Origin of the sequence: Sulfobacillus thermotolerans, assembly GCF_039623705.1 — a bacterium.
GTDB lineage: Bacteria > Bacillota > Sulfobacillia > Sulfobacillales > Sulfobacillaceae > Sulfobacillus > Sulfobacillus thermotolerans.
The window spans coordinates 2968682-2984241 of the sequence record NZ_CP133983.1 but is presented as its reverse complement, the minus strand read 5'-3'; the positions used below and the strand labels follow the sequence as shown (position 1 = coordinate 2984241).

The 15560-nt window shown below is 53.7% G+C and carries 15 protein-coding genes; 2 read left to right on the top strand and 13 right to left on the bottom strand.

The genetic code is table 11. The features are described from left to right. Positions 1-101: 101 nt before the first annotated feature. From ORD20_RS15695 to ORD20_RS15675, 5 genes are all read right to left on the bottom strand, one after another. Positions 102-599: a prolipoprotein diacylglyceryl transferase family protein gene (locus ORD20_RS15695; RefSeq protein ID WP_430626350.1), complete on the bottom strand. Its 498-nt coding sequence runs from the start codon at positions 597-599 to the stop codon at positions 102-104. A 174-nt stretch (positions 600-773) separates the two neighbouring features. Then, a complete protein-coding gene (locus ORD20_RS15690) occupies positions 774-1355 on the bottom strand; it encodes a LutC/YkgG family protein (protein WP_158246195.1) in 582 nt (193 codons plus the stop codon). Then, the gene (locus ORD20_RS15685) at positions 1348-2769 is read right to left on the bottom strand and encodes a lactate utilization protein B (RefSeq protein WP_103374748.1); all 1422 of its coding nucleotides are present in this window, start codon (positions 2767-2769) and stop codon (positions 1348-1350) included. The genes ORD20_RS15690 and ORD20_RS15685 overlap by 8 nt, the downstream gene beginning before the upstream one ends. Positions 2770-2773: 4 nt before the next feature. Continuing rightward, positions 2774-3568: a (Fe-S)-binding protein gene (locus ORD20_RS15680; RefSeq protein ID WP_103374749.1), complete on the bottom strand. Its 795-nt coding sequence runs from the start codon at positions 3566-3568 to the stop codon at positions 2774-2776. A 54-nt stretch (positions 3569-3622) separates the two neighbouring features. After that, positions 3623-4477, bottom strand: coding sequence for a fumarylacetoacetate hydrolase family protein (locus ORD20_RS15675; protein ID WP_103374750.1), 855 nt, complete (start codon positions 4475-4477; stop codon positions 3623-3625). A gap of 265 nt (positions 4478-4742) precedes the next feature. Between ORD20_RS15675 and ORD20_RS15670 the strand changes: the two genes are divergently transcribed. Continuing rightward, a complete protein-coding gene (locus tag ORD20_RS15670; protein ID WP_430626349.1) occupies positions 4743-5870 on the top strand; it encodes a tartrate dehydrogenase in 1128 nt (375 codons plus the stop codon). 102 nt (positions 5871-5972) lie between these two features. Here ORD20_RS15670 and ORD20_RS15665 read toward each other — a convergent pair whose 3' ends face one another. From ORD20_RS15665 to ORD20_RS15645, 5 genes are all read right to left on the bottom strand, one after another. Further along, on the bottom strand, positions 5973-6899 hold the full coding sequence (locus ORD20_RS15665) for a hypothetical protein (RefSeq protein ID WP_430626348.1): 927 nt from the start codon (positions 6897-6899) through the stop codon (positions 5973-5975). A gap of 89 nt (positions 6900-6988) precedes the next feature. Then, positions 6989-7732, bottom strand: a complete 744-nt coding sequence (locus ORD20_RS15660; RefSeq protein ID WP_430626347.1) for a nucleoside hydrolase — start codon at positions 7730-7732, stop codon at positions 6989-6991. Next, the gene (locus tag ORD20_RS15655) at positions 7630-7845 is read right to left on the bottom strand and encodes a CBS domain-containing protein (protein ID WP_430626346.1); all 216 of its coding nucleotides are present in this window, start codon (positions 7843-7845) and stop codon (positions 7630-7632) included. The genes ORD20_RS15660 and ORD20_RS15655 overlap by 103 nt, the downstream gene beginning before the upstream one ends. Positions 7846-7901: 56 nt before the next feature. Beyond that, positions 7902-9845, bottom strand: a complete 1944-nt coding sequence (locus ORD20_RS15650) for a hypothetical protein (RefSeq protein WP_430626345.1) — start codon at positions 9843-9845, stop codon at positions 7902-7904. A 193-nt stretch (positions 9846-10038) separates the two neighbouring features. Beyond that, positions 10039-10605, bottom strand: coding sequence for an NADPH-dependent FMN reductase (locus tag ORD20_RS15645; protein WP_242968341.1), 567 nt, complete (start codon positions 10603-10605; stop codon positions 10039-10041). Positions 10606-10998: 393 nt separating this feature from the next. Here ORD20_RS15645 and ORD20_RS15640 point away from each other — a divergent pair, with 393 nt between their 5' ends. After that, positions 10999-12420, top strand: coding sequence for an APC family permease (locus ORD20_RS15640; RefSeq protein WP_103374758.1), 1422 nt, complete (start codon positions 10999-11001; stop codon positions 12418-12420). On the opposite strand, the gene ORD20_RS15635 is transcribed toward ORD20_RS15640, so the two are convergent. The 3 genes from ORD20_RS15635 to ORD20_RS15625 are packed head-to-tail and all read right to left on the bottom strand — an operon-like array spanning position 12307 to position 15552. Then, positions 12307-12840 (bottom strand): NADH-quinone oxidoreductase subunit B family protein, encoded by a 534-nt coding sequence (locus ORD20_RS15635; RefSeq protein WP_103374759.1) that lies wholly within the window; start codon positions 12838-12840, stop codon positions 12307-12309. The genes ORD20_RS15640 and ORD20_RS15635 overlap by 114 nt on opposite strands. Before the next feature lie 23 nt (positions 12841-12863). Further along, complete coding sequence (locus ORD20_RS15630) at positions 12864-14636, bottom strand: proton-conducting transporter membrane subunit (RefSeq protein ID WP_430626344.1); 1773 nt, start codon at positions 14634-14636, stop codon at positions 12864-12866. 1 nt (position 14637) lies between these two features. Next, the gene (locus ORD20_RS15625; protein WP_103374763.1) at positions 14638-15552 is read right to left on the bottom strand and encodes a respiratory chain complex I subunit 1 family protein; all 915 of its coding nucleotides are present in this window, start codon (positions 15550-15552) and stop codon (positions 14638-14640) included. Between the last annotated feature and the right edge of the window lie 8 nt (positions 15553-15560).

Genomic DNA, 15560 nt, shown 5'->3' with positions numbered 1-15560 from the left:
CACACTCCTTGCTAAACCCCTCTGTTTCTACTCTAAAGAAGGCAATTAAGCCTCGCGTAGGACCTATCGGCCCGATTTTCTTTGCCCATTTGTCCCTAATTTTACCGGAGTGCGTCACACCTTCTCGACATAGACCCGGTGAATGCCGTGTTGCCACACAGCCACAGGATGTTCCGCACCTGGATTGGCGTAAATCTCTCCTGTAGGCTCATATCAATACCAGGAACCGCCCAGTCCACAATATGATTAAATATGAGAGGTTTGCGACGGAGTTGATACCAAAAGGCTAAGACGCCAAACCCGAGGGCCCCGTCAATGGCCAATCCCCCATCCCATATCCGCAAGATCTGCACGGGATCGGTCCAAATCCATTGGGGTTCGTTAGCAAGAACAAAGACGACGCGAGCGCCCACAACCCCCCACAAGACTGTCCAGAGCAGAATATTCGAAAGAGCATCAGGGTCTTCGCCTAATTGCCTCCCCCGCTCAATTAGGTAGTACGAACCGCCTAAGATGGCCATCACCATAAAAATCCCATACCAATGCACGCCCACCGGACCAATGTGAAAGGCATAAGGATTCAGCTTAGCAATATACACACAATTCCTCCTCAACCACGCTACAGTTCGGCCCCCATCTGAGTCGTGAAGCTTATTCGGATACCTCCACCGTCCGTAGATGGGCCACTGGGTGACTACCAGCCTCCTGCCAACCCTTTTCTCAGTCTATCGATTGTCTCTTCTATCCGCAATGACTGGCCGGCAACACGACTATCACCAATCGCCAATAACGGTGACGACGCGTCTGGGACCATGCACCCCAACTACAAGCTGTCCTTCAATGTCCGCCGTCATGCTCGGCCCACTAATCAATTTCACCAAGTGTGGAACCGCTCCTTGCGCATGCACTGCCCGCAATCCCTCGGCTAGGGTTGCATAAATGCGCCGTTTCGGCAGCAATACCACATGCGTCGGTGGCAACAAGCTCGCCGACAAACTCGTTTGGGCCGAAGCATAAAGCGCTACGGTTCCAGTATCTGCCGCTGCCCATGCCGCGCCCGTCACTCCGACGCTCGCATGAGCGACGATATCCTGCAAAGCCTCTTGACGGCTGAGAACGTCTAGATCGTGTCTATCATAAAAACGTGCTCCGATTGTCTCACATAACGCTGACCAAGGCACGTCTTTCGGCCAATCCCCAGTGTCAAATCCCACAACTGTTGGGAAAGCCGGGTCAATGACGCCGGCTAAGACGTCCTCTATCGTGTGTGACCAGCCCACCGCGGCGTCAGCCAGCACGACTTCGCCGCCTAATAATCGCCATTGTGTGGCGAAGAGATCTACTGGCTCATGCACGGCGCCGCCTCCTTTGTTCGTGTGCCCACCCTTCGAGAAACGTGCGCGCTGCCACAGGGGGCATCTTACGGGTTTTCAGCCAACCCGCTGCCAATCCTACGTGCCTAAGCGCCAGACGCTGGGCGATGCGGGCGGCTTGCACCGAACGGCGATAGCCATGAACGGTCGACCAAGCCTGTCCCCACAACCGATATTGCGTTCGAACAGCAGCGGGCTCGCGGTCTTCAGCTACAGCTTGGGCACGCAATCCGATAATCTGCTCCGGCAACGGAATGTCCATGGGACAGGCTTCTTGACAGGCATAACAGACGGTACACAAATAACGTGGCAGCTCGCCGAACGTCTGCATGCCGCCGATTAGAGGACTAATGACGGTGCCGATGGGCCCTGAATACACGGATCCATATCCGTGCCCTCCAACTTGTTGGAAGACCGGGCAGACATTCAAGCAGGCACCACAGCGGATACATGCTAAAACATCTTGGTATGGGCCATCATGAATGGCCTGACGGCCATTATCCAGCAAAACAACATGCCATTCATCAGGCCCCTCCCAACTCTCTGGACCGCGGGGACCAGAAATCATTGTCGTATACGAAGAAAGCCGTTGGCCCACGCCACTTAACGCGGGTTGTTGAATAATATCGATAAGAGCATCCCAGTCTTGGACAATTTTTTCCAACCCGACAATCGAAATTAAAATACGAGGCAGGGTTGTCACCATATCGGCATTGCCTTCATTGGTAATGACCACTACCGTGCCTGTTTCCGCGACCAGAAAATTTCCCCCGGTAATGCCCATATCTGCCGACAAAAAGTCTTGGCGTAACTTCTGCCGTGCAAACTGCGTCAGACCGGGAATGTCATCAGAGACAACATCGTGTGCATCCGCAACGGTCTCACGAAAAAGAGCCTGAATTTGTTGGCGATTTTTATGAGCCGCCGGGGCCAAAATGTGGGACGGTTTTTCATGCGCTAGTTGAATAATATACTCGCCCAAGTCTGTCTCCCTTACTGCAAATCCAGCGGCTTCCAATTGGGCGTTGAGTTGCACTTCCTCCGTGGCCATCGACTTCGACTTAATAATGCGTTGCACGCCGTGCTCTTGCGCCACTTTTTTGATGTAGGCTCCTACGTCACCGGGCGTGGCGGCACGAAACACTTGCCCACCGTGTGCGGTAATTTGCTGTTCGGCTTGGACCAATAATGGCTCCCACTCGCGAATCGCTTGACGCTTGCGGTGTTTAGCACGCTCCCTCGCCTCTGCGCCGGCCGGGTAATTTTGGTAGGCTTTGATGCGCGCGGTGTTCAAACGGTGCGTTACGCGCCTTAATGTGGCTTGTAAAACCGGATCATGCAAGGCTTCGTCACGTCTTGCTGGCCATGGTCTGGGATCATGCGGCAATCGTTCCATGCCATCACTCTCCTTTTTTCTGTGCTGACATTTTTTCTCGCTGGTTAATCCATTCCGCCACATGCAACACCGGCCAACGATCCCCTTCGTATTCCATCCGCCCGCTCAAATGCAAAAGACATCCCCAGTCCCCACTAATCAGACTGGTGGCACCTGCGGCTTGCGCTTGGCTCAACGCCTCCCGCTTCGCATCAGCAAGTTGGGTCGATATCGTGGGTTCAATCATGCTGTAGGTACCACCAAAACCACAACACTGGGTCTCATCAGGATACTCGACCAATTCCGCTCCATAGGCCCGCAACGCCTCATCGGTCGGTTGCATGGCTTTTAACACACGGCGCATATGACACCCATGATGCACCGCCACCTTTTCTGGCTTGACCGCCGGTAACGCCAGAGCCTCTTGCCCATGCACCCACTCTCCAAATTCCATGAGTCGTTCCGCCATCACCGTAGCACGCTGCACCCATTGGGCGACCTCTTCGGGCGCTAGTCCCATATTGGCTCCTTCACGCTGGAAAAGTTCCGGGTATTCATGCGCTACCATAGCGGTACATGAAGCCGATAAGCCCACAATGGTGGCCGCATTAGCGCTCTCAAAGACCTCAATAAAATGTTGAGCCAGTTTGATGGCTTCGGCAAAATGACCTGCATTATACGCAAACTGTCCGCAACACGTCTGCGATAAAGGCACTTCAACCTCCCACCCATGGCGCTCCATGACTTCGGCCGCTGCATAGCCTGTTTGCGGTTTAAAGAGGTCCACCAGACAAGTGACAAATATGGCTGCTTGGGGCATGACAATCCCCTCCTTTCTCACGCGTCTTCCGCGACAAGTGTGGTGGCAGCTCGCTTAAACAAAGTGTGACAGTTGTTCGCCAAGACCCTCAATCCGCAACCGAACCACATCGCCCGCCTTCAGCCAGTCTCTTTGTCCTTCCGGCCGACCTAAGATGACGCCTTGGGGCGTGCCCGTACAAATGACATCCCCAGGCTTCAGCGTCCATACTTTCGACAAGTATGACACAATTTCCGCACACGAAAAAATCATATCGCGGGTATTCGAATGCTGGCGGTTTTCGCCATTAAGCCAAAGATCAATAGCCAAGTGATTGGGATCGGGAATAGCATCAGCCGAAGTGACTACAGGTCCTAACGGCAAAAACTTATCGCATGACTTGCCTAGCAACCATTGGCTTGTTTTCGTTTGCAAGTCACGGGCAGAGATATCATTGGCAATCGTATAGCCCCAAACGCTTTGCAGCGCTTCGTCAACCGACACATTGTGTGTCACACGGCCAATAACCATCGCCAATTCCGCTTCATAATCCACTTGCGATGAGGCTTCCGGAATGGGAACCCCTTCCTCATGCGCCGCAAGAGTATTCGAAAATTTACTAAACACCACCGGAGAAGTAGGCAGAGGCATACCACTTTCTAACGCATGTTGCTTATAATTGAGTCCAATGCAAAAAATTTTTTCGGGGCGCGTCAGTGCAGGCCGCCACGTCCATTCACCAGACTTTACCGGAACCGCTGCCTCTAGCAAGTCCGGCACAGAAAATGATGACGTCGATTGATGCAAAAGAAAATCGTCGGTGGTGCTCATGGTTAACCCGTGCCACGTCTTCGGCACGATCATCCATGACTCGGCGTGGTATACCGCAATCCGCTCTTCCCCACCATAGAAAACATTCGCAATTTGCATATCAGGGCCCTCCTCCTTTGATGTTTGCCGTCCATGCTTATGGCCTTGTTGCACCTCCACAGAGTCACGGAATTAACGCGTGATATGCAAAGGCCAACCAGAACCAGTCCGAGAGGCCTTAAGACAACGCCCATGATTCTCGATACAAAAACTACTCGTTTACCCTCTAATTGGCAAGTCAATTCACAAACTATGCTATTGTGAGGATTCCCTGTATTATGCATTATAACGTGTCTATTCCCATGCCAAAGGAGTCAACGACTGCATGAAAACATTCAATATTGCTGTCATCCCCGGGGACGGAGTTGGACAAGAAACCGTTCCGGCAGCTTGGCGGGTTTTGGAGTTAGCTGGGCAGTTATCCAACGCATTCGCCGTACGTTCCCACGTCTTTGACTGGAGTTGCGCCTATTATCAACGCCATGGGCATATGATGCCGGATAATGGCCTCGATTTACTGAAGCCCTTTGACGCGATCTTCTTAGGAGCCGTCGGCTTTCCGCCCGTTCCCGACCACGTGTCACTATGGGGTCTGTTATTGCCGATTCGGCGCGGATTTGACCAATATATCAACTTGCGGCCCATCAAACTCTTACGCGGGATTACAAGCCCTTTGTGCGGGTATCATCCCGGCGACATTGATTTTGTCGTCATTCGGGAAAATACAGAAGGCGAATATTCCAACAGTGGCGGACGCCTTCGCGTTGGTACGCCACAAGAAGTGGTGGTGCAAAATAGCGTGTTTACCCGTTTCGGCACCGAACGCGTTATCCGCTATGCGTTTAACCTAGCCCGTGCCTCTCGCCAGTCCCTTACCTCTGCTACCAAATCCAATGGGATTAACTTTTCCATGCCGTTTTGGGATGAAGTATTTCAGGAAGTCGGAGAAGAATATCCCGATGTAAAACAAGTGCTCTACCACATCGACGCGCTGGCCGCGTATTTTGTAACACGGCCCCAGACGTTTGATGTGGTCGTCGGATCTAATTTGTTTGGCGATATACTAACCGATTTGGGAGCCGCCATTCAAGGCAGCATTGGCATTGCCGCGTCCGCGAACATCAACCCCGAAGGCCAGTATCCCTCGATGTTTGAACCCGTGCATGGATCGGCCCCGGACATCGCGGGCAAGGGTCTTGCCAATCCCATCGGCCAAATTTGGACGGCCAAACTGATGGTCGACCATCTCGGCTTTCCCGACGTCGGAGCAACCATCTTAGAAGCCATTGAACGAGCCTGGCCCAAACTAAGAGTGCAACGCCCAAAAGCCGCATGGCAGCAGCAATGCCCGCTGCCAGCGGCACCCCCCAAAAGTTTAACGCGCCAATCGCAACGACCGCCCCAAGTCCTCCAGTTAAGTTTGTCAAGATGCCGTACGCGCTTATCGCCATGAGCCGCGTCGACTCCGGAACCACGTCCAACAAGCGTACAAACATAAGGAGATTCATCCCCGCTCCGGCTATTCCGCCAACGATATTCAAGCCTAAGACTCCCATCATGCTTGGATGCCATATGTAACCGACCGGAACCAAGACCAGCAGCAATGCCGCAATAGGCACCAGCCGAGCTGTGGAAATCGGTTTTTGTAAGCGTTTCCAGACCGGTAAAGCGAACATCGTCGCGGCCCCGTTGGTGGCCGCCCAAATTGCCATCCACGCATTGGTAGCATGTAATCCCGACACTTGGTAGCGGAGGGAAACGGGCCACAGAAAAATCCAACCAAAGTAAAAGACCGCAGCGCTTCGCGGTGCCATGTTGTGACCTGAGGCGTTGGATACTCGCCGACACGAAACCGTTGATAAATTAGGACTTCTCCAATGCCCACAGCAGCCGCAATAACGTCCATGACCCCATAGGCATGAACGCCAGGAGCCGTACCTATGGCCCACCCCCCCACGAGGAGAGTGACCAAGCCAATGGCATTCATCCCCCATTGCCGCCACATCACCGCTTGCGCACGCCCCGAGGGCGGTAGGACCTGGCCGAGCAGCGTTTGCCAGCCAATGACCGCTAAAGCGCCTGGCAGATTCAGCACGATGACGGCCAACAAAAACCACAGCGCCGCGTGGGGTTTATTGCCCCAGAAGTCCACGGCCGCTAAAAGCAAAAATCCCAACCGTGCCGCAAGAAATAATTGAGCCGTAAAGCGCTTGGGACGACGCGCACGCAGTAGCCAACCCGTCCCGATCGCTGCAGCCAACGCTTGCGCAAGATATGGCACAGCAATCATGACCCCTAAAAATAAATTAGGGGCGCCCAAACGCACCATATTAATGCCCAAATAGGGGTTTACGAGGCGTAACTCGACGGCTTTAAGCAGCCCATTCCAGACATTGACGGCTTGATTGTGCCGCACATCCACGTCCTCTTCTTGCAATGGCTCGACTTGCGCGCCCCGCTTCTTGCGGTAGTATGGCCACATCGCCCAACGCTCCATCCCTGATACCCTTAGATGCGGTTATTCTACTCTATTCCGCGCCCATAGGCGATCATAGGAAATGGAGTATTCTGTTATGCGAAACTCTGCCACAACCAGTTTAAAAAGGCGTCGACATCAATAGAAGACGCAATTTTGCAAAGAGGGCGATCCGCAGGCCCTTGCGCCACCACCACCGTGCCCCGCAAGGGACCTTCGCGCACCACGGCCAGTGGCAATTCCACCCATTGAAACAAGTCAGGCGCATCCACCGCCGCAATTGTTAAGACATCATCAATCGGAAAGGCCTCCGGATCACCGCCTTCCCCCTGAGATTTCGTCCCATAGAACGTCATTAATTCGAACAGCAATTGACCAATTCGTCCATATTGGCGAAAACGCTGGACATCTTTTAGGGGCAGTAACGCGCGGTGCGCCACATTGATGCCAATTAATTGCACATTTTCCCCATAACGTAACACCACATCTGCTGCGTGGGGATCTAAATACACATTGAATTCTTCAAAGCGGTCAACGTGCGTCCCGGGTAGAGCTCCAAACATACAGGTAATGCTCGTCCAGCGCGTGGCGAGATCGGGATGGGCTAAGAAGAGAAGCGCTAAATTTGTTAAGGGCCCCGTCGAAATCAAATGCATGGGCCCAACGTCTTGATGAGCAAGAGCGGCCAACTCCGTCCATGCCCGGTCTTCCGGTAACCTCTGCTTGGGAATATCCGTCAACAATCCGAGACCATGGCCGCCATGAATGGCGGCGGCCTTGATAAGGGGATAGAACAACGGACGCGAAGCACCTGCCCACACCCGGGCGTGCTGCCGCAATGCAATTGCTTCATGATTTTTGCCGCATGCTCGATCGAATCGCTCGGCGCGACCGTCGACACCTTATGCGTCATAATGTCTTTGACTTTCATTTGACCCCTCCTTATTACCATGATGGCCCTAGTATGAGTCGAGCCTCATCGTCCTATGCGCCGAAGGAGCAGCCCCACTAGAAATCGCCCGCCTCGAGGCTCACCCCATCGCCGGGCGCGTGCTCTGCCGTCAGATGCCACGTCAACCCCACCAATGCCGCACTGATGCCTAAAAGCAAAATGCCGCGCAAAGCCCCCGCACTCCACGCACTGCAGGCCACGTCCACCATCATCAGTAACGCCCCGGCTAACCACGCGATACCGTATCTAAGCTGCCTGATTGCGCTCCACCGTCCCGCCGCCAGTATTAAAAATGAGACAGTTTGAGCAGCCCACATCGGATTCACCCCATCAACGAAATGCACCGGTGAGAATCCAGTGAGGGCGTTCAACACAAAGCCAACCCCCACTGCGCTCACCATGGCCCACGTTATCACCGTACTCGGCATGTCGTCCCCCCATAAAAGCAAGCCTACCGTCGGGCCGACCACACCCGCATTACGCAGGGTAAGCCCAAAAACTCTCCACCACGCCATCTCCCCGGGTCTCCATAAAGCGTAAGCAATCATCAAGGCCCCCTCCACCCCAAGCGCCCACTTGGTCGCCATCATACTAGCCTTCCGGGGCATGACATCGGCGCCCAAGCTAATGGCCCCGGAAAACAGCAGCGGACTGCACCAACTAAGCGCCATCGCCCAAATGCCTAACCCAATGACCAGCATCTGCCACGGCTGTGCGTGGCGCGTCAACAAGACCGCCAGGTGAACAAGAGCTCCGGGTCCAGGCCTGGGCGCCAACATGCGCAGGCGCAGGCCTATCCAAGTGGAAATCCCAACAACGCCGAGAAGGACGGCCGAAGAACACCCTACAATCATCCGAGCCTTGCCAGGATAACGAGAGGCTGCTAACATTTGAAATTCGGCCTGCGCCGCAAAAACATTGAGCCAGTTCATCCCAAACCATACCAGAATGGTGGGAAGTCCTACACTTTCCCACCCCATCAATCGGTTCGCCAACAGAATAGGAACCGGATGGGTCAGAGGTTGTTGATGCATAATCCACGCGATCATCACCAAAGAGCCCATCATCAAGACTAAATTTGATCCTTGAGTGGCTGCTAAAGACCTCATTCCCGCAAACTGAATACTCGCGATTAAGACGGCTGTGGTGATCGCAAGACTCCATGCCATGGGCCATGCCCATAGCACATGAAAGAAAACGGCAGAAAACACCGCATTAGACATCGCAAAAATCGGAAACGTAATGCCAATAATTAATCCCGAAAGGCGACGCACAGCCGGTCCATAGACGGCACCTAACAAACCGCTATTAGAGATATAGCTTCGGGATTGAAAAAAAGGCAGTAAAAGAGCTACCAAAACCGATAAGGTGAAGATAGAAACGCCATACCACGCCGCCGACCACCCGACCGCATACGCCGTATCGATCTCCACGACGATGCACGACGAAGCCCATAGGGCTGTCACCAAGATAAAACAAACGCTTAAGACATCGTGAGGTTGCTGTAAAGGATATTTGGGTCCCAGTGGCAACGAGCTCTGGAAACTTCCACCGATGAATGCGGAAATCCAATCCCGCACCCACGCTTTGACGACCGGATAGCGCCGCAGAATATCGCGCACACGTTGTTGGTGGAAATCCCGGACAGACGCGGGTTCTTGGTCTTGGGTGTGCAACAAAAAGGCATTCATCATGATCGCCGTTCCTGCTTGCGCGGCGCGGAGGCGAATTTGATGACCATCATCGGCATCGGCAAAACGCACCGCATTCCATGCCTTTTGAGGCACAGCGGTCATTAAGCAGCCAGGATGGCTGCTTGCTACCCATTCTTGGCAGAGTATGGCTCGCCCCGATTCCTCTAATGAGGCCACAGCCCAAAAAGCTGCACTCTTATATCGCCGCGCTCGAAAGTGCGTTTCTGCTTCTAATGAAAAGCGCATTGCCGCCCGCGCCGCATCTTGTCGGCATCGACTGAGCGTCGAGATCGCAATTTCAGCCATTTCGTCATTCCTCCGCTTCCCCGCAGTCGTGTCCCAAGAGGCACCATTGTTTCACGCGCCCTACTGGTGCTGTCTCAGGTCATCGTACGATAGGGACGAGAGAATCACAATAGGGCATCAGGACGCAGATAAAGGACAAACGGCCCATAGGTCATAGGCCGATCGTTGCGAACAGCATGCCCGCGTTTATTTTTTAGGGGGTCACGTGATGGTGCGTGCTCCTCATAGACTGCAGAGAATGACTCCAGCGACGCAACTCTTGGAGCATATCCTGGGCCGCTTGTTCTGTGGCTTCACTGGGATGAAACTGGTGGTGGTCATCAAAATACTGCTGAATGAATGGGATATTTACGGCTTCAGTAACCGGCACCATTTTCAAGGTCGTGACGACTTGTTTCAGCATCTGAACCGCTCGCACCCCACCTGAAACGCCCCCATAACTGACAAATCCCACGGGCTTATAGTGCCACTCGCTAAAAAGATAGTCGATCGCGTTTTTTAGGGGAGCGCTAAATCCATAGTTATATTCCGGGGTCACGAAGACCACCGCATCAGCCGATTCGACCTGCGCACTCCATTTTTTCGTATGATCATGGACATATTGATGAAAACGGGGGTGTTTGGGCTCATCCATAAACGGCAGATTGATTTCTGCTAAGTCCGCGATAGCGACATCCCATCCCCCCATGGCTTCAGCCCGCTGGGCAATCCATTGCCCAACAGGCAATGCGACGCGCCCGGGTCGGGTACTTCCAATCACAACCAATAACTTAGCCGTCGATATTCCCTCCTAAACTTAGTGCTTGAAGACACCTCTCCTTTAGGATACTGGTGGGGGTCATCCGTGTCAAAATTCTTAGGCTCGTGATACCAACACACGGCATGGCCCCCCGAAACCGCTGCCGCTTTTCTTATTTTGTGCTATGGTTAGGATACAGAGTTGACGAAGGAGATTAGCATGCCATGCGTTCACCTAGACGTCAAAAACACGAAGAAAGAGCACCGCAGCCCATGCCCATGTGGCAAAAACTCTTTGCCGTTTTCATTGCCTTAATCTTTTTATCCTTGAGCATGGGCAGTTTCCTTGTGTTATTCACCCACTAATCTGTTTACGGATCGAGGGAGTTCCCAAAACGAAACGCGAGGTGCATGGATGGGGAACGCCGAATCAAGACAGACTCTTAGAGCAGGTACGCTAAATTTTTGGGGAGCGTTTGCCATATCCTTTGGGAACATGGCACCGGCCGCAAGCGTCTTGTTCTTGCCCCAGGCTATGGCACAATTTACTGGAACAGCCGTTCCCTTAGCATTTGTATTCGCCATGATCGCCTCGTTTCTCACCGCCGCCTCCATTTTGCACTTTGTGAAACGCTTCGCATCCGCCGGAGCGGCCTATACCTTTAATAGTTTAGCATTCAATAAAGTCATGGGATTTGTATCCGGCTGGATGCTGTTTTTAGCATATGGACTCTCCTTGCCTTCCAACTTGTTGGTGTTTGGCTACTTTTCACAGGCATTTGCCATGCAGATTTGGGGCATTCACCTGTCCTGGTTTCTCTTCACGGTGGCGGCGCTTTTAGCTATCACGCTCTTGGTTATGCGAGGTGTTCGCATGTCCTCGCGCGTGGATCTCGTGTTGGTCATTCTCGAAACTAGTATCATTGTGGCATTGGCTGCCGCCATTATTGGGCAAGGAGGCGCCAACGGCAATACCTGGGCTGTCTTCTCCCCGTTCCGCGCCCGAACCCACTGGGTAGGTATTATCTTCGGCATGCTCTATGGCGTTGGGGCTTTTGCAGGCTTTGAAGCGTCCGCCACCGTGGCCGAGGAAACCCAGCAACGCTTTCGTACCATCCCCTTAGCCATATTTGCCACAATCATCGTAGGCGGCTTTCTTTATATCCTGGTGGCTTATGCCATTGCTATCGGCTACGGTGTCGGCCATGGTCACGCATTGGCCACCGCTACCTTGCCTTTAAGTGTCCTAGCCACGCGCTATGTGGGGCCGTGGATGGCGCTGGCCGTCGAACTGGCCGGGATGGCATCGGCACTGGGCATTGCCTTGGCGAGTGCAACAGCCAGCGCACGCGTCATCTATACCATGGGGCGGGACGGCGTGATTCCCCGCTGGTTTGCCACAGTTCATCACCGTTTTGGCACGCCCTTTCATGCTATGGCCGGTTTAGCTCTTTTTTCAGGGTTTTTGCTGACCATCATGGCCGTGTCTGTCAAGCCCTATCCCCAAGGCTTCAGCGATTTAGTCGCCGCAGCAGACGTGCTGGGTCTCACTCTTTACATTTTAGTCAACCTAGCGTGGGTGACTATGTGGTTCAAGCAACCCGAGCACTATCACATGTCCTGGCTAGTGGGAATCGTGCCCTCACTGCTGGGCGCCCTGGTGATGGCTATTCCATTAGTCTCCACCATTGTGCCTATCCCCCCGTGGCCCCTTAATTTGTTTTTATATCTCACGTTCGCCTACATCGGCTGGGGTTTGGTCACCGCGTGGTTGCTCAAGCGGCGGAATCCGGCGCGCCTCGACCAAGTCGGCCGAGGGCTGACTATCAATGAATGAAGACGGTTCCAATAATGTATCCATAACAGCCGTAAGCCCTTGCAGAATCTCGGCGGGGGTTGGCGGGCATCCCCGAATGACAACATCGGGTGGACGCATGCTGCCTTCGACTCCCCCCCGCGTCGCATAGGCTCCTTGAAACACCCCGTAGCCTGCAGCACAATCGCCCAATGCCACCAACCGTTTGGGACGCGGCAACGCGGCCCATACTGCTCTGAGCGGCGTCATCATCGTATCAGAGACGGGCCCTGTTACAATCAAGGCATCGGCGTGGCGTGGAGAGGCGACGATGTCCAGTCCCACATGCTGCATATCGTAAAAGGACCCCGTCAAAGCGTTTAGTTCTTGCTCGCAACCATTGCAGCTCCCCGCATCAACATGGCGGCATTGCAACGACCGTGAATGTGAATGGTGGCCCATATGCCTTTACTCCTTCCAGCTATCTATCGATCTGTACAGCTATAACACAACTCGAAACTCTTGTTGATCAAGGGAAAGTCACCCACCGCGCCGCCTGACACCGCCTTGACCATAAGCGGCCAATTGCGAAAAGTGCCTGAGCGCACATGATAACGGCGCACACGCCCATGGTCTAAGGAGATCACATGGGCATTCAACCCATGGGGAGACTCGGTATACGTCGTGATATCGCCACTTAAGTCAGGCAATATGGCCCCCACCCCAGACGACTCTGGATCCGGGGCGCCTATGAGATTACGCGCTACCTGTTCGAGAATACGCCACGATTCCTCAACTTCATGAAGTCTGACCCGAAACCGCGCTGCGACATCACCTCGGGATTCGCACGCAGGGGTCCAGTCTAAATCGCCATATCCAGGAGTCAGCAAACGGGCATCAAAGCCCAAGCCCGATGCTCTGGCCACCACTCCAAGTTGTGGCCATGATTCCAAGCCTCCCCACAGCCCTTTCAACAGATGGTACAGCAATGCCGTAAAAGTCAAGACAAGCGCGGTACTCATCGTCCCTAAGGCCCAAAGTGCGTGGGATTGCCACAAGGCCCAAAGTATCATCCATTCACTATACGCCAGCCCTAAGGGCGGCAGGCCTGCTAAGGCCAAGATACCCACCGCCCAAAGCCCGGCCATTTTTGGATGCTGACGCGCAAGATCCGTGATATGACCAAGGTTCTTGGAATGATACCGCTCCGTTAAATGGCCACTGGTGAAAAATAGCGTGGACTTAATCACGGCATGAAACGCGTATTGCCACAGCGCTGCCGTCTCGGCAAGCGGCGTGCCCAAGCCAAATCCAATCGCCATAATGCCCATTTGTTCAATGCTTGAATACGCCAACAAGCGTTTGATGTCGTGCTGGACAAACAGCGCAAGTGCCCCCATGGCCACTGAGGCCATGCCAAAGCCCAAAAGCAGATGGGGACCTGACAACACACTTTCTGAGGGTACGGGAACCGCCTGAATAAAACGTACAAGAGTGATAAGGCAGAGCCCTAGAAGCACGCCCGACAGCAATCCACTGACCGGCGATGGGGCTTCTGAGTGAGCATCCGGCAACCACGTGTGAAAGGGCACTAAGCCGACCTTGGTGCCGATCCCCCCCACAACCAACAACGTCGCAACCGCCCGTATTATCCCTGCGATATGGGCATGATGCCGCCATAAATTGACATATGACAGCGTCTGCCAGCCCAGTCCTTGCGATCTCAAACTTCCATAGATGAAAATAATCCCCATGAGTCCCAAGGCTAAGCCGACCGATGCAATAACAATATACTTCCATGCTGCTTCCAGCGCTTGCGGCGTATTGCCCAGTACGATTAAAGCCCCCGACGCTAAGGTGGAAAATTCAATCGCCAACCACGACACAGCGAGATTTGGCGACCACGCAATGACGTTCAGCGATAGCCAAAACGACGCTAATAGATGCATCGCATGCGTAACCGCTAATACCAACAGGGCCGCCATGCCATAGGCCCAAAGAGGCAAAGAAGAATCTTGGCGAAATTCTTGGGGCCACCTATGCATCACGCGATGCATGACATAAGGAATCAGACCTGCCTTCACTATCATAGTGACCGCCCCAATCACCGCGACCGCTAGGGTCAATGGGCCGGATGTCCAAACCATGACCCCAAGTGCTCCTCCCTCGAAAACCAAAAACCAAATCCCACGAGCAATATTGCGAGACCACAACAAACCACCCGCCGCCAAAAAGACCAATAGCCCCGCGGTTGCCACCTTAGCTCACGCTCCCCGACGCCACAAGATAAAATGCCAATAGTCCCACCCCGGTCGCCATGGCAAAATACGTTGGCAATTGAAAATACCGTAATTTCACAAAACGGCTCTCTGCCCATCCTAACGCCATACTCGTAACGGCTAATTCCCCAACACGCATGAAAAGGTTCGCCCACACAGAGGACATCACCGGGCCTAAATAAATCCATCCTAATCCGATAAGGGCGGTGAATTTGAGCGCACCAGCCATTTGCTGCTCCGCAAGAAATCGCCCATTATATTCCAATACGGTCGCTTCGTGCATCATCGTTAGCTCTAAATGGGTATCGGGATTATCCACCGGCAAGCGTCCTGTTTCAGCTAGCAATACCAGCACATAGCTCGATGCGGCCAATATCCAAGGCAGAATACCTAAGGCTTGGTGTCGTAGCCAAGGGGCTAACGGCGCGATGGCCGTATGACCGCTCACGACCCAGAGCACGCCAAATGCCGCTAACAGGGCAGGCTCAATGCCACTTCCCACCGTTGACACCCGGCTAGCTCCCAACCCGCCAAAGGCTCCCGCACTATCCATGCCGGCCAAGGCGCTCCAAAATCGTTCCACTGCCAGCAAAAAGAATAGAACAAGCGCATTATGCGGCCAGGAAGATGGCAATTTTCCCGTCCACGGCAGCATAGTAACGATGACGAGCATAGTAGCCACATTAACGCTCGGAGCCAAACGAAATATCCAGGAACTGTCTTGGGGTACGGTCGTTTCTTTATGCCAAGTCTTCCACAAAATGCGGTACGCTTGGAACACAGACGGGCCCATGCGCCCTTGAATTCGCGCCTTCGTCGTCTGACTGAGGCCTACCAACAACGGCGCTAGGGCGATCGATGCGACCATGCTGATTGCTTGTCCCCACCACTCCATGATTTGTC

Excerpts from the sequence above, each read along its gene's own strand:
- ORD20_RS15625 (WP_103374763.1), bottom strand. The coding sequence starts at position 15,552 with ATGGAGTGGTGGGGACAAGCAATCAGCATGGTCGCATCGATCGCCCTA.
- ORD20_RS15670 (WP_430626349.1), top strand. The coding sequence starts at position 4,743 with ATGAAAACATTCAATATTGCTGTCATCCCCGGGGACGGAGTTGGACAA.
- ORD20_RS15680 (WP_103374749.1), bottom strand. The coding sequence starts at position 3,568 with ATGCCCCAAGCAGCCATATTTGTCACTTGTCTGGTGGACCTCTTTAAA.
- ORD20_RS15685 (WP_103374748.1), bottom strand. The coding sequence starts at position 2,769 with ATGGAACGATTGCCGCATGATCCCAGACCATGGCCAGCAAGACGTGAC.
- ORD20_RS15655 (WP_430626346.1), bottom strand. The coding sequence starts at position 7,845 with ATGGTAATAAGGAGGGGTCAAATGAAAGTCAAAGACATTATGACGCAT.
- ORD20_RS15675 (WP_103374750.1), bottom strand. The coding sequence starts at position 4,477 with ATGCAAATTGCGAATGTTTTCTATGGTGGGGAAGAGCGGATTGCGGTA.
- ORD20_RS15640 (WP_103374758.1), top strand. The coding sequence starts at position 10,999 with ATGGGGAACGCCGAATCAAGACAGACTCTTAGAGCAGGTACGCTAAAT.
- ORD20_RS15665 (WP_430626348.1), bottom strand. The coding sequence starts at position 6,899 with ATGTGGCCATACTACCGCAAGAAGCGGGGCGCGCAAGTCGAGCCATTG.
- ORD20_RS15635 (WP_103374759.1), bottom strand. The coding sequence starts at position 12,840 with ATGGGCCACCATTCACATTCACGGTCGTTGCAATGCCGCCATGTTGAT.
- ORD20_RS15650 (WP_430626345.1), bottom strand. The coding sequence starts at position 9,845 with ATGGCTGAAATTGCGATCTCGACGCTCAGTCGATGCCGACAAGATGCG.